Source organism: Campylobacter concisus, assembly GCF_003049705.1.
Lineage (GTDB): Bacteria > Campylobacterota > Campylobacteria > Campylobacterales > Campylobacteraceae > Campylobacter_A > Campylobacter_A concisus_AR.
Window position 1 is genome coordinate 23,490 of the sequence record NZ_PIRF01000005.1, and the last position, 22,446, is coordinate 45,935.

At 38.5% G+C, this 22,446-nt stretch carries 19 protein-coding genes and 1 pseudogene; 6 read left to right on the forward strand and 14 right to left on the reverse strand.

Annotation, left to right across the window (positions count from 1 at the left end):
* Positions 1–5 precede the first annotated feature (5 nt).
* The 6 genes and pseudogenes from CVT05_RS06355 to selA form a co-directional block, all read right to left on the reverse strand.
* A complete protein-coding gene (locus CVT05_RS06355) occupies positions 6–2,660 on the reverse strand; it encodes a formate dehydrogenase subunit alpha (protein ID WP_234400575.1) in 2,655 nt (884 codons plus the stop codon).
* 60 nt (positions 2,661–2,720) lie between these two features.
* A pseudogene (locus CVT05_RS09525) lies at positions 2,721–2,981 on the reverse strand (hypothetical protein); the annotation flags it as partial.
* 11 nt (positions 2,982–2,992) lie between these two features.
* Entirely contained in the window at positions 2,993–3,199 is a 207-nt protein-coding gene (locus CVT05_RS06365) for a twin-arginine translocation signal domain-containing protein (RefSeq protein ID WP_107698209.1), read from the reverse strand.
* Positions 3,200–3,477: 278 nt separating this feature from the next.
* On the reverse strand, positions 3,478–4,218 hold the full coding sequence (locus CVT05_RS06370) for a thioredoxin domain-containing protein (RefSeq protein WP_103644342.1): 741 nt from the start codon (positions 4,216–4,218) through the stop codon (positions 3,478–3,480).
* A gap of 53 nt (positions 4,219–4,271) precedes the next feature.
* Positions 4,272–6,092, reverse strand: coding sequence for a selenocysteine-specific translation elongation factor (gene selB, locus CVT05_RS06375; protein ID WP_107698210.1), 1,821 nt, complete (start codon positions 6,090–6,092; stop codon positions 4,272–4,274).
* Positions 6,089–7,414, reverse strand: a complete 1,326-nt coding sequence (gene selA / locus CVT05_RS06380) for an L-seryl-tRNA(Sec) selenium transferase (protein ID WP_107698211.1) — start codon at positions 7,412–7,414, stop codon at positions 6,089–6,091. Before selA ends, selB begins: the two co-directional genes overlap by 4 nt.
* Positions 7,415–7,568: 154 nt before the next feature.
* Here selA and CVT05_RS06385 point away from each other — a divergent pair, with 154 nt between their 5' ends.
* The 3 genes from CVT05_RS06385 (at position 7,569) to CVT05_RS06395 (ending at position 10,706) form a co-directional block, all read left to right on the forward strand.
* Positions 7,569–9,242 (forward strand): 4Fe-4S binding protein, encoded by a 1,674-nt coding sequence (locus CVT05_RS06385; protein WP_107698212.1) that lies wholly within the window; start codon positions 7,569–7,571, stop codon positions 9,240–9,242.
* On the forward strand, positions 9,235–9,948 hold the full coding sequence (locus CVT05_RS06390; RefSeq protein WP_107698213.1) for a molecular chaperone: 714 nt from the start codon (positions 9,235–9,237) through the stop codon (positions 9,946–9,948). The genes CVT05_RS06385 and CVT05_RS06390 overlap by 8 nt, the downstream gene beginning before the upstream one ends.
* Before the next feature lie 125 nt (positions 9,949–10,073).
* Positions 10,074–10,706, forward strand: coding sequence for a DUF6803 family protein (locus CVT05_RS06395; protein ID WP_072593896.1), 633 nt, complete (start codon positions 10,074–10,076; stop codon positions 10,704–10,706).
* A gap of 31 nt (positions 10,707–10,737) precedes the next feature.
* On the opposite strand, the gene CVT05_RS06400 is transcribed toward CVT05_RS06395, so the two are convergent.
* The 6 genes from CVT05_RS06400 to gltX form a co-directional block, all read right to left on the reverse strand.
* Entirely contained in the window at positions 10,738–11,427 is a 690-nt protein-coding gene (locus tag CVT05_RS06400) for an MqnA/MqnD/SBP family protein (RefSeq protein WP_107698214.1), read from the reverse strand.
* Complete coding sequence (locus tag CVT05_RS06405) at positions 11,424–11,696, reverse strand: barstar family protein (protein ID WP_107698215.1); 273 nt, start codon at positions 11,694–11,696, stop codon at positions 11,424–11,426. Before CVT05_RS06405 ends, CVT05_RS06400 begins: the two co-directional genes overlap by 4 nt.
* Positions 11,693–12,199, reverse strand: coding sequence for a ribonuclease domain-containing protein (locus tag CVT05_RS06410; protein ID WP_107698216.1), 507 nt, complete (start codon positions 12,197–12,199; stop codon positions 11,693–11,695). The genes CVT05_RS06405 and CVT05_RS06410 overlap by 4 nt, the downstream gene beginning before the upstream one ends.
* A 9-nt stretch (positions 12,200–12,208) precedes the next feature.
* Positions 12,209–12,835 (reverse strand): uracil phosphoribosyltransferase, encoded by a 627-nt coding sequence (gene upp, locus CVT05_RS06415; protein ID WP_107698217.1) that lies wholly within the window; start codon positions 12,833–12,835, stop codon positions 12,209–12,211.
* 84 nt (positions 12,836–12,919) lie between these two features.
* Positions 12,920–14,173: a malic enzyme-like NAD(P)-binding protein gene (locus tag CVT05_RS06420; protein WP_107698218.1), complete on the reverse strand. Its 1,254-nt coding sequence runs from the start codon at positions 14,171–14,173 to the stop codon at positions 12,920–12,922.
* On the reverse strand, positions 14,170–15,549 hold the full coding sequence (gene gltX / locus CVT05_RS06425) for a glutamate--tRNA ligase (RefSeq protein WP_021090970.1): 1,380 nt from the start codon (positions 15,547–15,549) through the stop codon (positions 14,170–14,172). Before gltX ends, CVT05_RS06420 begins: the two co-directional genes overlap by 4 nt.
* A gap of 70 nt (positions 15,550–15,619) precedes the next feature.
* Here gltX and CVT05_RS06430 point away from each other — a divergent pair, with 70 nt between their 5' ends.
* On the forward strand, positions 15,620–16,450 hold the full coding sequence (locus CVT05_RS06430) for a peptidylprolyl isomerase (RefSeq protein WP_107698219.1): 831 nt from the start codon (positions 15,620–15,622) through the stop codon (positions 16,448–16,450).
* 92 nt (positions 16,451–16,542) lie between these two features.
* On the opposite strand, the gene CVT05_RS06435 is transcribed toward CVT05_RS06430, so the two are convergent.
* A complete protein-coding gene (locus tag CVT05_RS06435; protein WP_107698220.1) occupies positions 16,543–18,639 on the reverse strand; it encodes a TonB-dependent receptor in 2,097 nt (698 codons plus the stop codon).
* A 288-nt stretch (positions 18,640–18,927) separates the two neighbouring features.
* On the reverse strand, positions 18,928–19,986 hold the full coding sequence (gene yedE / locus CVT05_RS06440) for a YedE family putative selenium transporter (protein ID WP_107698221.1): 1,059 nt from the start codon (positions 19,984–19,986) through the stop codon (positions 18,928–18,930).
* A gap of 135 nt (positions 19,987–20,121) precedes the next feature.
* On the opposite strand from yedE, the gene CVT05_RS06445 reads away from it, so the two are divergent.
* Together CVT05_RS06445 and CVT05_RS06450 are read left to right on the forward strand one after the other, a co-directional pair.
* Entirely contained in the window at positions 20,122–21,321 is a 1,200-nt protein-coding gene (locus CVT05_RS06445; RefSeq protein WP_107698222.1) for a molybdopterin molybdotransferase MoeA, read from the forward strand.
* Between the two features lie 24 nt (positions 21,322–21,345).
* Positions 21,346–22,341, forward strand: coding sequence for a TerC/Alx family metal homeostasis membrane protein (locus CVT05_RS06450; protein ID WP_159071221.1), 996 nt, complete (start codon positions 21,346–21,348; stop codon positions 22,339–22,341).
* Positions 22,342–22,446 lie beyond the last annotated feature (105 nt).

Sequence of the window (22,446 nt, forward strand, 5' to 3'; positions counted from 1 at the left end):
TCTCCTTACTCTTTACCTAAGGCGTCTCTCTCGCCATACTCGTGATAAAACGATGTTTTAAAGGCATTCTCCTCAGCTTTTTCTATGCGGCAAAGACCTGCGTTAAATTCTGAAATTTGAGTAACAGGGTCAAATCCGTAGTTTGTAACTGTGTTAAAGCTCTCGCCGATAACATAAGGCTTAGTGCCCTCTGGGTAGCGAGCTGAGAGATCAACACCTTGCATAACGCCAGCGAAGTTGTAAGGCATACAAATTCTATCTGGAGTGACCATATAGCTGTGGTAGCATCTTACTTTGATCTTCGTGCCTTGCGGGCTGTGGATCCACATCATATCGCGATCTTTTATGCCGTATTTTAAAGCAAGCTCAGGGTGAACGTTAGCAAACATCTCAGGCGTGATAGCTGAGAGGTATTTACTAGTTCTCTCTATCATTCCCGCACCACTTAAATTTACGACGCGTTGCGTACTAAATACGATAGGGAACTCTTTTGACCAGTCTTTTGCTTGTTGCTCTGACTTAAATCTAGTAGAAACACGGAAATTTCTAGCTTGATCATCAAATGTCGGATACTTTTGGACAAGATCCCAGCGTGGTGAGTGGATAGGCTCTCTATGTTTTGGGATAGGATCAAGGAATTCCCAAACGATAGCTCTAGCCCTTGCGTTACCATACGGCACGACGCCTTTTTCACGGCATTTTTCTAATATGATACCGCTGTAGTCCATGCTCCAGCTAGGTCCTATCTTAGCCTTCTCCTCTTCTGTTAGAGTGATGCCTAGGACTTTTTCTATATTATCTTTTGTGATTTGTGGGTAGCCACCTTTTATAGCTGAGCCAACTAAAGTTGCCTCTTCGCTAGCTAGCTGACTAACGCCGTTATGCTCTAGTCCAAAGCGGTTTCTAAAGCCAGAGCCACCCTCTGCATAAGGCTTACTCATATCATAAAGTATCGGTGTGCCAGGGTGTTTTTCATCCCATGCTGGCCATGGCTTGCCGTAGTACTCGCCTTTTACTTCGCCGCCAAGACCTATTAGCGTATCTGGGTCAAATTTATCCCAGTTTGCTTGGTGACGTCTAAACATCTCAGCAGTTCTGCCGCCATAACCGATAGAATTTCCAACCCTTGCTATCTCATTTGTCGCATCATCTGGCCATACAAAGTCATCTTTTACTTGTTTTAGCTCTCTATCTACGACAGCCATCTTCATGCCTTTTACGTATTCATCATAAAAGCCAAATTTCTTAGCAAATGCAAACATAACTTCGTGATCGCCCTTGCTCTCATAAAGCGGATCAACGACTTTTGTTCTCCACTGACCTGAGCGGTTTGTAGCGTTTAAGTGACCTTCGTTTTCAAAGGCAGTTGCCACTGGCAAGATATAGACGCCATCTTTTCTATCTGAAAGGATAGAAATTTCATTTACAAATGGCTCAGCAACTACGATCATATCTAGTTTTGAAGCTGCTTCTTGAATTTTAGCTAGGTGTGCCATAGATGTTAGACCAGTTCCCTGAACCCAAAGAACTCTTAATGCGCCACTGCTAAAGGTATTTTCTTCTTTTAAGACGCCTTGCCACCATTTTGAAAGTGACCAGCCTTTTTCATTTCTCCAGTTTCTATCCTCTGGATTTTTAGGATCGTGGTAATAATACTCTTCAAAAACAGTGTTTTTAACTGGTGTGCCGCCTTGTTTTGGCTCTTTAGTTGAGACTGCAAAGCGTTTGATAAACTCATCATAATCAACACCCCAGCCTTGGCAGTAATATTTCCAAGCTGCATCGGTTAGTCCGTAGTACATTGGCAAGCTATCTGAGAGGTTACACATATCGGTTGAACCTTGAACGTTGTCGTGACCACGGATGATGTTACAGCCGCCGCCTGGTTTGCCCATGTTGCCTAGGATTAGTTGAAGGATAGGTAAAATTCTCGTATTTGAGCTACCAACTGAGTGCTGAGTGATGCCAAGTGCCCAGATCACAGTGCCTGGTTTTGTGTGAGCTAGGATATTTGCAGCCTCCATTAGCTTATCAACTGGCACGCCTGTAACATCAGATGTGACCTCTGGTGTCCAGTGCTCAGCCTCTTTTGCTATCTCATCGATACCATAAGTTCTATTTTTTATAAATTCTTTATCTTCCCAGCCATTTTTTAAGATGATGTGGATGAGGCCATAAACAAGTGCTATATCAGTGCCTGATCTTTGTCTTAGATAAAGGTCAGCGTGTGCGGCTGATTTTGTAAAGTTTGGATCAGCTACGATCACCTTTGCGTTGTTTCTATCTTTTGCTTGCAAAGTGTGCTTCATGCCGCCAACTGGGTTTGCCACAGCTGGGTTTGCACCTATTATAAATATACATTTCGAATTTGCAGCCATATCTCCAAAGTGGTTTGTCATCGCGCCATAACCCCAAGTATTCGCCACACCGGCGACTGTTGCGCTATGTCAAATTCTTGCTACGTGGTCGTTGCTGTTTGTGCCCCAAAACGCAGCAAATTTTCTAAAGTAATATGCTTGCTCGTTGTTAAATTTCGCAGATCCTAAGAATATAACACTATCAGGACCATCTTCTTTGCGGATCTGAAGCATCTTATCGCCGATCTCATTTACGGCTTGATCCCATGAAATTCTTTGCCATTTGCCATCAACCTTTTTCATAGGATATTTGATGCGTTGTTTGCTGTGTGTAAGATCGATCTGATCGATACCTTTTGAGCAGTGTGAGCCTTGAGATATCGGGTGAAACATCGCCATATCTTGGCGAACCCAAACACCATCTTGTACCTCAGCCTCGATACCACAGCCTGCTGAGCATATAGAACAAATAGTTCTAACCTTTTTTGAGCCAGGGAAAGGATCTTTTATCTCCTCTGCGCTAGCGTGTCTTATCGTATCATTTTGTCCAAAAGCCATTGTGGTGCCAGCACCTAGTGCGGCTAGCTTCAAAAATGAACGTCTTCCTATACGTGCATCACTCATGGTTATCTCCCTTAGTATGCGATTTTATAGTAGGTTTCCCAATTTTTGCTTTTTTTATAAAGCACCTCTTTTTTGTTTGACTTGCCTACGACAACGCCATTGTCATCAGGAGCCAAGTCATTACTAGTCACTTTTGCTACGGCTGAGACTGCGAGTACTCCGCCGGCAGCACCGACTTTTAGAGATTTTTTGAGAAAATCTCTTCTTGATCCTTGCATTTTTTCTCCTTATGCCTCAAAAATTTTTGAGAAATTTGGTTCATTGATCTTTTAAATTTGCATATTTTAAATTCTATGAATATGCAAATAGCCTAGTTTAGGGCTTTCGTGACCCTAAAGTTAAACTATGTAAATTTAGCATATTTCTAAGTTAAGCAAAGTAAATATAAAAGTTTAATTAAGAATGTTAAGTATTTATTAAAAATATAGTTAAATATACTTTAAATTTATAAAATTTATTTGTAGTAGAAATTCTAGGGAGAGCTCCCTAGAAAAGATTATTTTAGATCACTTTTGTTTATGATAAATGGCACTGATCTAACGCCGGCAGAGAAATATTTTTTACGTAAAGTATCGATCTTGTCGCTCTCTTCTTTGCTAACATTTTTTTCATCTACGTTATAATCTTCAGAAAAATACTTTCTTAAAATTTTAACCTTATCGCTATCACTTTTTGCATTTTTTATATCTTTATAGATCAAAGCACTTTTTTGCAAAGATGATAGTTCATGCACTGGAGTTAGGATGATTTCAACATTATTGTCTTTTAATGTCGTTTCGATCTTTGCTAGCTCGGCTCTACAATATGGGCATTCAGGATCTGAAAACATGATAAGAGTTGGCTTTTTGCTATCATTGCCAAGAGTTATAACATTTGCCTTGTCTTCCTTTTTATAAATTTTAGCTAGTGATTTTACTAAATCAAGTGCTGCCTTTTCTGCGATTACCTTTTTTTCTTCAGCTAAATAAGACTTTTGCTCCTTTAAATTTACAACATCAGGAAACATAAGATCGCCCTTAACAAAAGTCACATCTTCTTGAGACATATCTCCTTTGCTAAATTTTAAGCTTACTTTTTCTATATCATCTAAAATTTTAGTGCGTTCTACGACTTTTACATTAACACCATCGATATTTTGATTTTTAAAAACTTCTGAGTAAAAATCTTCTATTTGCTTATTGCTAGCTGCCATTAGGCTAGTTGCCGCTATTATTGAGGCTAAAACCACTTTTTTCATTTTTTTCCTTTTTAAAAATTTGGCGGATTATATTTGCTTTTTGTAAATGAATACTAACCACGAAAGACTCTATCATTTCCTTGCTTCATTATGTCACTCTCAAGATCGAGCTGCTCAAGATAAGCGATAACATATTTTCTGCTTAAATTTAGTGCATCCTTGGCGTTTGTGACATTTACAAAGCCTTGATTTTTGATGATCTCTCTTAGCTTATCAAGTGCCATTTTTAGCGAATTTCTAGTGATGAAAAGGTTATGCTCCAGCCTTACAACTCTGCCCATTGCAGTAAGTTTTTTAAGTGCATTATCGCCACTTAGCCTATCTATTTCCAGCTCATCATATATATTATAAGGTGCCGTTGGAGCTAGCTTTCCGCTTTCTAAAATTTCATAAATTTTCTCTTCAAGCCTTACTTTTAGTTTGCTAATATCAACGCCCTTTTTTGTATAGACGCCATCATTTTTAGCGATTAAATTTATTCTCTCAAGCTCATCAAGTGCTTTTTGAGCCAAATTTTGACTAGCCCAAGCAAGCTTTAGGCTTATACTTTGAGCTGAGAAAACGGCAAATTCGTTCTTTTCTATCATAAATTTAACCACAGATTTTATCCGCTCAACCGCGCTTAGATCGTAGATATTTAAAGCCTTTTCATCGACAAAGACGTTTGAGACTTTTTTAGCCACATTTACGGCCTCTTCGTGATTTAGACCAAATCTTTGATAAGAAGAGATAATGCCAAAGCCATTTTTGTGGGCTTCTTTAAGTATAGAAAATGCTCCAATGAAATCATGCTTTAAAAGTGCAGCCAAAAAGAGAATTTTGCCAGCTTTTTTTAGTGGCTCAAGCACAGGATTTAGCACTCTGCCACCGCCTATCACGCGTGCATCTGAGATAAGCACAAAGGCCTCGTCAAATTTCAAAAACATATCGCTTTGAAATTTAAAGGTAACAAAGTAACTATCATCTTTTTGGCTAAGGATCAGCACCTTTGCAGGGACATTTTTAGCGCCCACGCAAAATGTTACACTTTGAGAGTGGATGAGATTTCTAGCAGTTACGACCGCATCAACCTCTCTAAAACCCCTAAAAAAACCCTTTTTGCTAAGTAGCTGCCCCTTTTTTAGCTCGCTAAGCTCAATGCCAGTTAGATTAAGCGCCACACGGCTGCTAACTCCGGCACGCTCTACGAATTTATCGTGGCTTTGCACGCTTCTTACTAGCACCTCTTTGCCAGCGTCGTAGTCAAAAAGCTTCTCATTTTTACTAACGCTTCCCTCTATCACGGTGCCAGTCACGACATTTCCGATACCTTTTAGGCTAAAAACCCTATCGATGTAGTATCTAAAAACGCCCTCTTCATCGCGTTTTTTAGCTCTTAGCGTAAAGAGGTAGTTTCTAAGCTCGTCGATACTTGCCTTATCCTTTATACTAACGGCAAAAATTTCTAAAATTTGCAGGTTTTTAAATTTAGAAATTTCATCTCTTATCTCTTTTTTTCTTAAATTTATAGTCGCTTCATCTACGAGGTCACACTTTGTAAGCGCTACTATCAAAGACTTCACACCAAGGAGATTTAAAATTTCAAGGTGCTCCAAGCTTTGAGGCATAAGGCCGTCATTTGCTGCCACCACAAATAAACACGCATCAAAGCCATACGCGCCACTTATCATCGTTTTTATGAGATTTTCATGCCCAGGCACGTCGATAAAGGCGATATTCTCATCATTTTTACTTAAATTTGAAAAGCTTAGATCGATCGTTATGCCACGCTTTTTCTCCTCTTCAAGATTGTCTCCCTCAAAGCCGTTTAGCTCCTTTATAAGCGCGGTTTTTCCGTGGTCGATATGCCCTGCTGTTCCTATTATTAGACTCATTTTTCTTCCGTTTCATTTATTATTTTTATTAGCGTTTCTACATCATCATCCAAAAGCGATCTTAGATCAAGCATAAATTTATCATTTTCTATGCGGCCGATCACCTTTTTTTGCCTAAATTTTTGCTCATTTAAAACTGCGTCACCACTAACCGCCAAAGCCACGCTTGGGATCTTTTTATTTGGCATCGCACCGCCTCCTACAAAGGTTTGTGTGCGAACTATCTCAAGCGGGGTTTTTAGATTTTTATTTATAAAATTTGCTAAGTTTTCAAGCTCTTTTACACTTTTGTGAAGCAGTTTTTGCGTTGTGATTAGCTCAAATTCTTTGTTTAAATAGGCTTTCATGCTCTCAGCCAAAAGCGAGATGATCACTTTATCTACGCGAAGCATCCTTAAAAGCTGATTTTTTCTAAGCTTTGCTATGAGCTCTCTTTTGCCGACAATGATGCCGCACTGCACCGCACCAAGCAGTTTATCACCACTAAAGCTAACTAGCGAAACATCCTTTAAATTTTTTAGATCTGGCTCATTTTTGTCTAAGTTAAACGGCAAATTTCCGTAAAATCCACTGCCAAGATCAAAATAATCTATCAAATTTTGCTCATATGCCAATTTACTTAGTTCATTTGCTGTAACCTCTTCGCTAAAACCCACGATGTCAAAATTTGAGCGATGAACCTTTACAAGCATCGCCGTATTTTCATTAATTACCTCTTCGTAGTCTTTTAGCTTAGTTTTGTTTGTCGTGCCAACCTCTTTCAAAAAGCAGCCCGCATTTGCCATCACCTCAGGCACCCTAAAACTACCGCCGATCTCGACTAGCTCGCCTCTACTAACGACGACCTCCCTACCCTTTGCAAAAGTATTTAGCACTAAAAATACAGCACTTGCGTTATTATTTACAACGATGGCGTCTTCAAAACCAAATGCTCTTGCGATCATCTCACCGATATAGTCGTATCTGTTGCCACGACTGCCTGTTTTTAGGTTGTATTCAAGGTTAGAATATCCTGTGATTACCGGAGTTGCACGACTTAAAATTTCTTTATCGATGACACTTCTAGCAAGATTTGTATGTACGGTCACACCAGTTAAATTTAGTACTCTTTGAAGGCTTGATTCATTAAATTTATGATATTCGTTTAGGATTAAATCTATTATTTCTTGCAACGCAAAATTTGCATTTTCATTTAAAATTTTAGCTCTAACTTCATTTAAAATTTGCCTTGCAAGCAATGTGACTAAATTTATATCAAATCCTGAAAATGCTTCGTTTTTTATAATCTTATCAACTTGTGGGATATCTCTTAAATCGCTCAATTTGTACTCCTAGTAAGTTAGTTTTACCAAGCCGTGATTTTAACATAAAAAATATTATAAATTAAACCTTAGAGCAAAAAGGAATATATAAAATTCAGAGTCCATTAATCCCATTAATATTAAAATAAGCCTGTTTTTGATAATAGGAGAAATTATGAAAGAATTTGGCTTTTATAACGATTTTGACGATACTTTGATGCTAAATGAACAGATAGAAATAAATAATGAAAAGGAAGAATATTTAGTTTCTAACTCACCAAAGCTTAAAGCAAACATTACCGCACCTGAGATAAATTTTTATCTAAAAAATACAACCGCAAGCGTCTTAGAAAAAGCTAAAAATACACTTTTGCTTTATGAAGCAAGAGCAACTGCATTTGACATGGCAAAGGATGTTGATTACGAAAAAGAAGTCGGAAAAAACGTCGTAATAGTAAGCAACTCAGGCCGTGAGGAGCTAGCAAATTTATTAAAAGAAAATGGCTATAAAGTCATTGAATTAACGCATTTTGAAGTGAAATTTATTTATGGCGCAGCTGGCGAACTTAGTGTTTTGATACTTAGAGCAAATGACGAATTTGAGGTTGATTGCGACTTTTTCTTGGTTGAAAACGCAAGAGATTATATGCTAAAGCAAAGCGGCTGTTACGAGATAGCTGGGCTAGAAGATAAAGCTGTGCTTAAAATTTTAAATGAAAAAACTCCAAAATTTAAGTACAAAAGTCTAACTCAATATGACTCTTCGATCTGTCAATATCACGAACGACGAAATGAAATTTGTGGACGCTGTGTCGATGTTTGTCCAACTGTGGCCATTTTAAAAGAAGATGAAACAAAGCATCTTGTATTTTCACAGATAGACTGCACAAACTGTGGAAACTGCATAAGCGTCTGCCCTAGTGGCGCACTTGATTATACTCTAATGCCACAAAGCTCATTTGCTGCTGTGGCAAAGCTTTATAAAGGCAAGATTGCGCTCATTGTGCCAGAAGAGATAAATTTAGAAGATCTTAGCGTTAGCCTACCAGAAAATGTCCTACCTTTTGCCATTTCAGCTGCACATTTTCTAAGCCAAACGCACTTTTTGACACTTCTTCAAGAAAGTGGTGCGAGTACGATTTTATTTAGCAAAACTCTTGGCAAAGGCGAAAAAGACGCCATTAGCATCTTAAATCAAATTTATGAGCTTAAATTTAAAGAGACGGCGATCTATCACGCTAAAGATAAAAATGAGCTTGAAGATGCGCTCAAAAAGGCAAATTTTATAGCTGACTCACAACACACAATAAACGAATATGCCTTACCAAAAAGAGAAATTTTTGCAAAAAGACTCGAGTTTTTAGTAGGTAGCGAAGATCTTGGCGTGGTAAAAAGCGGCGAGATGATAAGATATGGCGATGTCAAGATAAACACTGATAGCTGTACACTTTGTCTAAGTTGCGTTGGTGCTTGTAACGTAAGTGCGCTAGTGGCTGATAAAAAGACAAATTCGATTTTATTTAATCCAAGTGTTTGTACAGCTTGCGGATACTGCGAGCTAAGCTGTGCTGAAAAAGATACCATAAGCCTTGAAGTTGGAAAAATTTCTCTTAAGCCTGAGTTTTTTACATATAATGAGCTGGCACGAGATGAGCTTTTTGCCTGTGTTGAGTGCGGAAAAGAGTTTGCGACTAAAAAAGCTGTCGAAAAGATCGCAACTATAATGCAACCAAGATTTGGCAACGATAGGGTCAAGATAAAAGCGCTTTACTGCTGTGCTGACTGTAAGGCCAAACTAATGGTTCAAGCCCAAATAAACGCAATGAAAGAGGATTTATTAAATGGATAAAAACATCATAAAAGCAAGATCATATTTTTACGAATTTCTAGCATATCCTATGTTTTTTTACACAAATGATGAGAAATTTTCAAGGTGGAAAGAGCAGTTAAGATACTTAAGCGCAAATCCTTTAAGCGAGGATAGTGATGCTGCATTTAAAAATTTAGATAAATTTAGCTTTGAAGAATTTTCAAAAGAACAAAATGACGTTCTTTTTGGCTTTACAAATATCCCCTTAAGCGCTTCATTTTATGAAGAGGGCAGAGATAACGGAGCAGCTAGGCTTAGGATTATTGAATGTTTAAAACTAAGCCCATATAGACGTGATAGCGAGCTTTGCAAAGATAGCGAGGACTACGTTGGATTTATATTTTTGGCGATGGCTACATTTTTAAAAGATGAGTTTAATGATGCAAAAAATATTAGCAACAAGCTATTTTCTGAAACTTTAAATTTATTTGTAGATGAGTTTTCTCAGCTACTTTTAGCTCACAAAGAGGCAAATTTCTTTAAATCATACACAGTTATTTTAAAAGACTTCATCGAGCTTGAGCGCTCCATACTAAACGTAGAAGCACCAGCTAAGCCAAAAGGCGATAGTGTCGCTATGGCGGCACTTAAGAAAGAACCATTTCAAAGCAAGATGCCAACAATCAAAACCAAACTTCATTGGGAAGAATTTTCTCCAGTCATCTCACACGAGTTTAAAGACTAGCTTAAATTTACTCTTAGCCAAGCTAGGAGTAAATTTAACATCCGCTTAAATTTGTTATCTTGATATTTTATAATTATTAGCAATTTGGCGTTAATCTTCTTTAAATTTTTTACAAAGGACTTACAATGGTAATGACACACTACATGGAGCTTTTATCGCTCAATCAACCTTACAATCTAATCCTCTTCATGGTGATACCTGTGGGGCTTACGGAGCTTTTAGTGGCGATGGAGTTTCTCACTATGTATCACATGGATAGCGGTAAAAATGCTGGCTATAAGGCTGTTGGCAAATTTGCTGGCATAGTGCTTGGGGTCTATTTTACAGCTCTTGTGATCTATTTTATGGCAAAAATTTATCCAAGTATAAAATGGCGTGGATATGCCGATGTCATCGCTGTCTACTCATATCTCATCAGCGTCATACCACTTCTTGGCATCGCGCTTTTAGAGCTAAATTTGATCTACAAAAACGCAAGCGAAAAGGCAAAGCTAAAGCTTCACTTTTTCCTACTCATATTTGCCTTGATCGTCGCACACGTCGCAATGATATTTGGCATGGTTGATCCTACCATAACTGGCTACAAGGCTGAAAACGGTGAGATGGGTATGCATATGAATATGCCAATGAACATGCCAGCAGATATGCCAATGCACGATCACCACAAGATGATGCAAAATATGGGTGAGATGCATATGAATATGATGATGCAAAATATGAGTGATGATAACTCAACTAATATGCACATGCATCACTAAATTTTATAGCTTCTTGGCAGCTGCTAAGAAGCTATAAAAATTTAATTCTTTTTGCTACTTTTAATAATCTATTTTCTTTAAAAAATTTTCTGAGTGATTTTTGCTCTTTTGGACCTATTTTGTAGCTTATAAATTTCAAATACCACTTGATATCTTGCTCGCTTATGTCGCGGCTTTTGGCATACTGGGCTAATATATAATTTGGAATTTTTACATTTTTTTGTAAAAATTTTGCGACCAGTCTTTTGTAAAATGAGCCATTTTTTACGTAAGAAAATCTACCAAAAACAAATGGCAAATTTGTCTTTTCATGCCAAATTTTACCAAGATCATAAAAGCACTCTTTACCCTCTCTTAAGTATGCCTTTAGCGCCCTGTCGCCTATGATCACTTCGCCATTTAGATGAAGTACCTTAGCTAGGGCATTTGAGCTAGCTGAGGCAGGATCTGGCTTTGGGGCTGAGTTTTTGCGCACAAGCACGCTTTTTACATCTTTTTTGGCGACTATTCCAAAATTTAGCTTCTTTAAATTTGCCTTTTTACTAGCTATGCTTGAGATAACCGCAGCGTCGATCTTTCTAGCGTTTAGGGCTCTGTTTAGCTTGCTTGGCACGCCCTTTTTAAACTCGATAGCCTTTTTTATCTGAGAGCTTAGTGGAGCTGCCTTTAAAAATACATGAAATGGGAGTAAATTTAGATAATCAATCTTTCCAAATATCATTTTTCATCTTTTACAAGCTCAAATTTAACTAGCTCGTTTTCGTTGCAAACATCACGAAATAGCCGAGTCAAGCTCTCTTTTGTGTCATCTTGCAGAGCACTTTCGTTTTTTAGCTTTATAAGAGTTGGCTCATTTATCTCGCAAAGGCAGTCAAAGAGCGCGTCTAAATTTTTGCCGTAGTACTCTGGCAGATCAAATTTCTTAGCAAAATACTCATGCATCTTCTCTTTTTCAGCCATCTTTTTGGCATCTAAGATCACGCTTTTCATTGCATCCTCTTCTCATAAAGCAGGTAAAAATGCTCGTAGTGATCGGGCGTGTAGTAGATAAGCCCGTCGTTTGAGTATAAAATTCTCTCAGCGCCGCGCCTGCCGCCATTATAATTTACGTCGCACTCAAACCACTTTCTACCATCAGCCTCAGGCAGCCTCTTTTCTCGGTTTGAAAATCTATCTCCACCGATACTTTTGCCACCACTTACCTGCCATAAATTCCCGCTTTTTGCGTCCCAGCCAAGTTCAAGTGCCTCTTTTTTGGTTATGAAATTCTTTGGTAGCTTGTTAAATTTATAGATATAAAGTGCGACCTCATCTTTTGAGGTGTATGAGCCATTTTCTGCGAGGCTTAGGCTCTTTTGCCCCTCTTTGTTTAGCTGTTCAAGTAAAATTTGAGCGTTTTTGTTTGCTTCGCCGCCCTCTTTTGAAAAAAAGAAGGTGCCAACGATGATAGCAATGACAAAGGCGACTAAGGCTGGCAAAAGTCTTTTATTCAAATTTAGCCCTTAAAGCGTATTAAAAACTCTATCGCCAGCATCACCAAGACCTGGAACGATGTAGTTTTTCTCGTTTAGCTTCTCATCAATCGAAGCTGTATAAACCTCGACGTCTGGGTAAATTTCGCTAAATCTCTTTAGCCCCTCAGGAGCAGCGATGATAGAGATAAATTTGATCTCCTTAATGCCATTTTCACGCAAGAATTTGACCGCATCTATCGCCGTGCCGCCAGTTGCAAACATAGGGTCGATGATGATCGCCATGCGCTCTTTTGCGTCTTTTGGAAGCTTTGCGTAGAAAAACTCAGCCTGCGCTGTCTCCTCGTTTCGCTGAAAGCCCAAAAAGCCTACACTCGCGTCTGGGATGATAGTAAAAACGCTATCAAGCATGCCAAGCGCAGCCCTTAAGATAGGGCATATCATCACCTTTGTAGTAAGCCTCTTTGCATCTGCCACCGCAACTGGAGTTTGAACTTTGACATCTTTTACCTTTAAATTTCTAGTCGCCTCAAAGATCATAAGATAACTGATCTCATCAACTAGCATACGAAACTGAAAAGGTTGGGTATTTTTATCACGTAGAATGGTTAATTTATGCTCGATCAGTGGGTGCGAGATGAGCTTTACGTTTTGCATTTTTTGTCCTTAAATTTACTGTTTTTACAAGGTTTGTCTTTACAAAATGCCAAAAAGAGTTTAGCCCAAAATTTGGGCTAAATTTTAAAATCCTTTTGCAAGCTTGGCTTTGTAAGCCTCAACATCAAAATCTTTTACTCTCGCTACACCATCTTCAACTGCTGCTTTTGCAACTGCTGGAGCGACTGCTGTTAATACGCGCTTGTCAAATGGTTTTGGGATGATGTACTCTTTGCCAAATTTTAGCTCGCTAACGCCACTTGCCTTTAAAACTTCAGCTGGCACTGGCTCTTTTGCAAGCTCTGCAAGTGCTCTAGCAGCTGCCATTTTCATATTTTCAGTGATCTTTTTAGCTCTAACGTCAAGTGCACCTCTAAAGATGAATGGGAAACCTAACACGTTATTTACTTGGTTAGGATAGTCGCTTCTACCTGTGCCCATCATCACGTCGCTTCTTACAGCCTCAACGTCCTCTGGATAAATTTCAGGCACTGGATTTGCAAGAGCAAAGATGATAGGCTCTTTATTCATTGACGCAACCATCTCTTTTGTAAGCACACCAGGCTTAGAAAGACCTAAAAACATATCAGCACCCCTCATCGCATCAGCCAAAGTTCTATCCTCAGTTTCAAGCGCAAACTCTACCTTTTCAGGTGTTAGGTCTGTTCTTTTTGAGTGAATGACGCCTTTACTATCTATCATCACGATGTGTTTTGCGCCAAGCGCTTTATACATCTTCGCGCATGCAATGCCAGCCGCACCTGCGCCGCTAACTACGATTTTTATCTTAGATATATCTTTGCCAGAAATTTCCATCGCATTTATCATGCCAGCACTTGTTATCATCGCTGTGCCGTGCTGATCATCATGCATTACAGGAATATCAACTGCTTCTTGAAGTTTTCTCTCGATCTCAAAGCACTTTGGAGCACGGATATCTTCTAAATTTATGCCGCCAAATGTTGGAGCAAGAGCCTTGCAAATCTCAACAATCTTATCTGGATCATGCTCGTCTAACTCGATGTCAAAGGCATCAACGTTTGCAAATTTTTTAAATAAAACTGACTTACCCTCCATAACTGGCTTGCCAGCGATCGCACCGATGTCGCCAAGCCCAAGGACAGCCGTACCATCGGTGATAACGGCTACTAGATTTGCTTTATTTGTATATTTATAAGCTAGTTCATTGTCAGCTTCTATCTCTTTGCAAGGCTCTGCAACGCCAGGCGTATAGGCCATTGAAAGGTCTCTTGACGTCTCGCAAGGCGTCTTTACCTTTATCTCGATCTTACCGCCTATGTGGTAGTTTAGTGCTTCTTCTTTAGTTACATGTGTCATTTTTCTTCCTTTAATAAATTTTGTATTCTATTTTTCGTCTCGCTACTGCCCACTACTTCAAGCACCTCGAATATACTTGGGCTCACGCTTGAGCCAGTTAGCGCTATCCTTAGAGCCTGGGCTAAGTCTTTTAGTTTTAAGCCATTTTGCTCTAAAAATTTATTTGTTAGCTCCTCATAGCCCTTTGCGTCAAGGTCACGATCTAAAATTTGAGCAAATTTAGCCAAAATTTCTTTGCTATTTTCATTTATAAATTTAGCCCATGCTTTCTCATCGTAGCTTTTTGGAGCGTTGATGATCGCGTTTGCACTATTTGCCATTTCGATTAGTGTCTTTGATCTCTCACGGAGCGAATTTAGCAGTAGCTCACCCTTTACCAAAGCCTTAAAATCCACACCAAACTCAAGCATATCGTGCGCTAGCCTCTCATAAGGTAAAGTCTTAATGTAGTGAGAATTTAGCCAGTCAAGCTTTTGAGCGTTGTAGGTGCTTGAGCTTTTGTTGATGTCGTTTGGATTAAAGTATTTAAGCATATCCTCAATAGTAAAAATCTCATCATCACCGTGGCTCCAGCCAAGACGAACTAGAAAATTTAAGAGTGCTTCAGGCAAATAGCCCATCTTTTTATACTCCATAACATCAGTTGCGCCATGCCTTTTGCTAAGCTTTTTGCCATCCTCTCCGTTTATCATAGCGACGTGATAAAATTTTGGCACCTTAAAGCCAAGTGCCTCGTAAAGAACGATCTGTTTTGGGGTATTTGACAGGTGATCATCGCCACGGATGACGTCTGTTACGCCCATTAATGCGTCATCTATTACGACCGTGAAGTTATAAGTCGGTGTGCCGTCACTTCTAGCGATGATGAAGTCATCTAATATGTCTTCAACCTTAAATTTAACCTCGCCCTTTATGCCATCATGTATGACGATCTCGCCACTAAGTGGGGCTTTTATACGGATGACTGGCTCGATGCCAGCTGGAGGCGTGCCAGTAAAATCTCTATATCTATTGTCATATTTTGGACGCTCTTTTCTTGCCTCTTGGCTAGCTCTAAGCTCTTCAAGCTCGTCCTTGCTCATGTAGCATTTATAAGCTTTTCCTTCTTCAAGAAGTTTTTTTACATACTCCTTGTAAAGATCAAATCTTTTTGACTGATAAGTCACTTCGCCGTCATGATCAAGCTTGCACCAAGCAAATGCCTCTTTTATGGCTTGCGTGGCTTCTTCAGAGTTTCGTTTTAGGTCAGTATCTTCAATGCGAAGTAAAAATTTTCCATTATTAGCTCTTGCATATAAATAATTATAAAGGGCTGTCCTAAGTCCGCCTATATGTAGGTATCCAGTAGGCGACGGAGCAAATCTAGTAACTATCATTTTGTGCCTTATTTTTATGTTATAATTGCCCAAAATTATATTTACTAAATACTTAAATAAAGGTTTTATTATGAAAAAATTGCTCTTTTTGGCTGCTGGCATGCTAAGTGCTTTAAATTTATATTCGGCTCAGATGATAAACGGTATCGCAGCTATTGTAGAGAACGAACCAATCACGCTTTATGAAGTTTATAGCTTGAAAGAGCAGTTAAGAGCTAGCGAACAAGATGCTTTAAATTTACTCATAAGAGATAGACTCGAAGATGCTCAGATAAAAAATTTGAACATTAGCGTAACGCCATTTGAGCTAAACGACAGGATCGAATCGATCGCAAAGCAAAATGGCATGACAAATTCGCAGTTTAGAAGCTCTATCCAAGCTCAAGGCATTGACTTTTTGGAGTTTAAAAACAACATAGAAAAAAAGATGCTTCAAGAAAAGCTTTATAAAAGCATCTTGGCTGAAGCTGGCAAAAATGTAAATGAGCAAAAAGCAAAGATGTATTTTGACGCCAATCCTGATAAATTTAAGGTCTTTAGCACTGCTAGAGTAGTAGTTTATAGAGCAAAAGATCCTGAGCTACTTGAGGCTCAAAAGACAAGTCCGAAGCTGCTAGACGGCGTGCAAACACAAGAGGTTAGTTTGGACTATCAAAGCATAGATCCAAGGCTTGCTGCGATCATCTCAAGCACAAATAACGGTGACTACACACAGCCTTTGCAAGGGTCTGACAGCTTTGATATGTTTTTAGTAAAAGAGAAGATCGGCTCATACACTCCAAGCTTTGCAGACGTTAAGGATAATGTTATAAATGAGCTTTATCAAGGTGAGCAAGAAAAACTTATGGCTGATTATTTTGATAAACTCCGCGCAAAAGCAAAGATTCAAATTTTAAGATAACTTCAAATTTAGCCATCCTTGGTGGCTAATTTTATCAAAATTTCACATGACAAAAGATTACACCGCCAAAGAGAAGGCAGTGTAAATTTTAGTTAAAAAGTGTAGTGCATATTTAGCATAAACGATCTCTCATCGCCAGGTCTTGAATCAGAACGCCAGTATTTTTTATTTAGGATATTGTTTATTGCTAATGTTATTTGAGCATGTTCGTTAAAGTTATATCCAGCACTTGCATCAAGCCTTGCAAAGCCGGGCAAGTGTTGATCGGTTATGCTTGTTTTATCTACTTGGTAGCTATATCGTTTAGAGTATCCTGTTACGCCACTTTCGACATACCATTTGTCATTTTTAGCATATCTTAAAAAAACATTGCCCTGCCAGTTAGTTGTATTTTTTAGACTAAGTTTTTCGTTTAATGGATTTGACTTATCACTTACGATGATGGCTCTCATGTATCCAAGCGAGCTGCGCAGGTATAAATTCTCGTAAATTTGCCCTAGCACGTTTAGCTCGATACCGCGGCTGCGCTCCTTGCCGCGAACTGCCCATGTATATGGATCATTGTCAGGATCTGGTCTATATCTTATATTATTATGCTCGATCTGAAATATCGCTAGGTTTGAGCTAAATCTATTATCAGCCCATGTGCTTTTTAAGCCGATTTCGTATTGCTCGTTATTCTGCGGTTTTAGATCAAGCATCGTTGTATCGCCCGTACTTATACCTATATTTCCGCGACCACCATAAGGGGCAAAGCTCTTTGAGTATGAAGCGTATGCGGTATGTTCTGGCAAAAAGTCCCACAGCAAGCCAACTCTTGGACTAAAAGAGTGCCCTTTGTAGCTATTTGTTTTACCATTTATGTCTCGTGTTTTAAACTTATAAAAGTCAAACCTACCGCCAAGAAGTAGCCTATATTTGTCATCTAGGCTTATTAGATCTTCTAAAAACACTCCATTATTTATAGCTTTATGTTTATTATCAGCATTAAGTGGCATGTAGCCCACGCTACCCCAACTTGATCTTGATGCGTATGGATTTATAGTCACATTTTTTTTACTATTATACCAAAGCCTCGGATGGCGAGTTTCTACGCTGTTGTCATATCCAAAAGTAAGATTATGCTTAAATCTTGTAAATTCAAGCTCTTTTGTAAGTGTTATGGCATTTGATAGCGTGTTATTATCAGTTTGTTGTTTAGCATAGTTTTGCTTTAGTCTATTTCCAGGCATGATGGTTCCACCAAAGTAGTGATCAAAATTTTGACTAGCTTTTCTATAACCAAAAACCCATTTTAAATTCATGTCCTTTGCTAACTCTGCATTTAGCTCGGTACGAAAGAAATGAAGCTTATCTTCAACAAAGTCTCCATCATGAGAAAATCCCTTTGCATAGTCGATACCAAGCTTGTCATAGACACTTTTTGTTGGCATTCTATCAGGCACACGCCAAGCATTATCATATGTGTATTGCGCCTCAAAACTCACCGTTCCACCATCATTTGTCACGACAACGCTTGGACTTACCATAAAATTTTTATATTTTACGCCCTCTCTCCATGACTTTCCACGTTCCATATCAGTCGTTAGTCTTGCGGCTAGTTGATTATTTACTACATGGTTTACATCTATACCACCGCCATATCTACTCCAGCTACCAACCCTACCTGAAAGCTTATAAACAGGCATAAAATTTGCCTTTTTGCTAACCAAATTTACAACCGCACCGCCGTCACTTCTTCCATACAAGATCGAAGCTGGTCCTTTTAAAATTTCAACTCTCTCAACATTTGCTGTACTGCGTCTTATCTGGCCAGAATCTCTAACACCATCTCTATATATATCGCCACCATCAACACTAAAGCCTCTTATCTTGATGCTCTCGCCTCTCATATCATAGCCTGCATCAATACCAGCATTTCCTTCTAGGATACTTGAAAGATCATTTGTGCCGTAGTTTCTGTTCTTTTGTATATCTATATTTTCGATAGTTTGTGGCGTCTCTTTGTTACTAAGCCCATTTCTATTGATATCCGCGCTATCATACGCGATATAACCTTTTAGGGTATTTTGCTCCGAGATACCTTCCACCTCGATAGTTGGTAAAACAACTGAATAATCACTGTTATTTGTATCTAAAGCCCACAGCGAGCTAAAGATCAGTGATGAAGCAAGTATACTAAACTTCATAGAATTCCTTTAGATAAAATTAAAATCGATATTCTATATCAAAATGGCTTAAAATATTTATTTTATATTGATGTTTATTAATTTTTACCAATTAATTGTTAAAATTTTAGTTCGATTTGAAATTATCATTTGCCATCTTAAAAAATGCATTACTATTGCCACTAAAAAATTTTAGATTAAGGCTAGTATTTTCATGATCACACACCCACGTGAGCTTTTTGGACTTTTTGATGAGGTGATAGATATAAAAAGTGAGTAAATTTGACTGCAAAGGCAGCCAAATTTATATTATGCTTTTTTAGTAAAAACTCCGACATAAATAGCATAGATAAAGCCGATCGCTACGGCATATGGAGCGTAAGGAGTGATGCCAGCTCCAGAGCTTGCAAGTATGAAGTTATGACTTATCGCAGCACCTGCTCCCATACCTAAAACAAATACAGCCGAGCTTAAATTTCCAGCTCCCATTTGTACTAAATGTTTGCCTGGGCAGCCATAACTTAGGCTAAAGCAAAGACCAGCCAAGCTCATGCCAAGGAAATTCCAAAGGACGTCATTATGAGCGATAGGTTGAGCTTCAAAGCCAAATTTATATTGTCCAAGAGCTAAATTTGTGATACTTGCAAAAACGATGATAGATACAATGCCATAAAACATCGAAAAATCACGCTCAAAAACTTTACTGATCGCACCAACCGAACAAAATTTGCTTCTTTGCATAAAAATACCTATAACAATAGCACAAATAAGCGAGATAAGGATATTTGCATGCTGTGAGCCTGGACCTTTTTCTGAGCTAAATAATGCACCATTATCGCCAAGCTTTAAACCAAAAACAAGGGCTGCTAAAAGTAAAATTGCAATAATAAGTGGCAAAAGTCCAACTGGTTTTGTAGTGGCATCATTTTCAGGTATAACGTAACCATTTTTCTTGAAAAATCGTCCAACAAAAACGCCGGCAAATAGACCTACAAGGCCAGCAATAGCAGTCATATCTCCGCCACCAAGGCGCAAAAACGCTCTCCATGGGCAACCCAAAAAGATAAGGCAACCAATCATAGCAAACATACCTAGGAAAAATCTAGAAAATGCTGCACTGCCAGATACTGGAGTGAAATTTCTACTCCAAAGCATGCTTGCTAAAAAGCCTCCGATGATAAGCCCTAAAATTTCAGGCCTTAGATACTGTACCACTTTGGCTTGATGAAAGCCAAGAGCACCTACGCTATCCCTTAAAAAGCAAGCCGCACAAACGCCCATGTTTGCTGGGTTGCCAAAATAAACAAGCACTGGGCCAAGAATGCCAAGGCTTGCACCTGCAATGATGTAAAGCACTGTTTTATTCATGAATATTCCTGTGTATAGGGTAAAATCAAACTGATTTCTTAAACGACATTTTAATAATCATTAAATAAAACAAAGATTAATTTTTTTAAGAGCAAAGTAGATAAAATATGCAAAAATTTCATAAAAAGGATAAAAATGAAAGATTTTATGAGTTACGCAGATAGCCTAAAAATTCTAAAAGATACAATCAATGCGTGGGAAAAGGTCGAAAAAGTAGCCATCACAGATGCACTTGATAGAAATATCGCCTACGACGTGACAGCCGCCGAAAATTACCCAGCAAAGCCGGTTTCAGCGATGGACGGCTACGCTTTTGCCTTTAAAGATGGCCTAAGCGAGCTTGAGCTCATCACAGACCTGCCTGCTGGAAGCGACAAAGGACTGGTTATAGAGGGTAGTAAATGTGTAAAAACTTTCACTGGCTCACTGATGAGCGAAGGCACTGATACTCTTGTGCCGGTAGAAAATGTCGAGGTTGTTGGATCAAAAATACTCATCAAAAAGAGCGTGCCAAAGGGTTTTGCTGTGCGCGAAGTGGGCGAGAGCTACAAAAAAGGCGAAATTTTGATCAAAAAAGGTACTCGTCTAACCTACTCCGAGATAGCACTTCTTGCTGAGCTTGGTGTCTTTCATGTAAGCGTTTTCATACGCCCAAGAGTGGCGATACTAGCGACTGGCAGCGAGATAAAAGACCTTGGCGAGCCATTAGAAAATACAGCACAAATTCACAGCTCAAATCACGTAGGTATCGCTATGCAGATACGCAAAATGGGCGCAGAGCCGATCCTTTGTGAGATCGTAAGAGATAAGGCTGAGCTTGTCGAAAAAGCGATCATAAACGCACTAAAATCAGCTGATATATTAGTGACGACTGGTGGCATAAGTATGGGGGACTATGACTTTGTAAAAGGCGCTTTAAATGAAAATTTTAGCCTCATTATTGAGGGCGCTGCTATCAAGCCAGGCCGCCACATTAGAGTAGCAAAGTCAGGCGATAAATATATCTTTGCACTGCCAGGATTTCCGTACTCGGCGATGGTTATGTGCGTGCTTTATGTTAGAGTTTTGATAAATTTATGGCTAGGCAATAATGAGCCAAAGATCACGGCGATAATGGACGAAGACTATAAAAAACGCTCACCATTTTTAGAATTTACGGCTGTAAATTTAGAAAATCGTGAAGGAAAAAATTTTGTAAATCTAAATGGTAAAAAGCTTGGCAGTTCAGCGATCGTAAATAATTTAACAAACAAAGCCGCACTTTTAATGATCCCAATGGATAAAGAATTTCTCAAAAAAGGCGAGATAGTAGAAGTATTGATGATGCCTTGTTAAAAATTTTAAGGATAAAAGTTGAACATGTCAGAAATTCAAACAATTATAGTTTTTCTTATAATGGTATCGCTTGCCTTTGGAATAGATCTTTTTGCTCATAAACATGATGAGAAAATTTCACTAAAACAAGCTGGCATTTGGTCTATCTTTTGGATAGGAGCTTCGGTACTTTTTGGTATATATTTATATTTTGAGCGAGGCAGTGAGATAGCAAGTCTTTATTTTGCAGGATATGCGCTAGAAAAGTCGCTCTCGGTAGATAATCTTTTTGTGATGATGGCGATTTTTTCATGGTTTAATATACCTGAAATTTATCGCCACAGAGTGCTTTATTTTGGCGTTATAGGAGCTATGATATTTAGGCTCATCTTTGTAGCCGTAGGTACGATGCTTTTTGCCATCTCGCCTTGGATGGAGCTAATATTTGCAGCAATAGTCGCATATAGTGCCGTAATGATGATAAAAAAAGATAAGTGCGATGAGGATATAAAAGATTATTCAAACCACATAGCTTATAGGGCAGTTTACCGCTTCTTTCCGGTTTTACCACAGCTTTTTGGACACAGTTTTTTTGTTAAATTTAGCGAAATTTCTAAGCAAATTTCAGATAGTCAAAAAACTACACTTAACGATCAAATTTTAAGGCTAAAAGCCACTTGGATAGCAACACCATTATTCTTGTGTCTTTGCGTGATTGAGCTAAGCGATGTGATATTTGCTTTTGATAGCGTTCCAGCTGTCATTGCTGTGAGCAAAGATCCTGTGATTGTTTATTCAGCGATGATATTTGCGATACTTGGGCTAAGAACGCTTTATTTTGTGCTTGAAGCACTCAAAAATTTTTTAAAGTATTTAGAAATTTCTGTGATCGTGCTTTTATTTTTTATCGTAGCAAAGCTAGCTGTAAATGCGACTGCTCATATCTTTCATAACGGATTTGAAATTTCTGCACAAATTAGCCTTTTTATCATTCTAGTCATCCTTGGAGTTGGAGTCGTAGCAAGTTTGGTCAAGAAATAGCTACCACAAAAGTATGCAAGCTAAAGTTAGGCGAGCTTAAAATTAAAAATTTATAAGCATAGAGCTTTATATTTTGGTGTCTAAATTTTTTAAAATTTTGCTTGC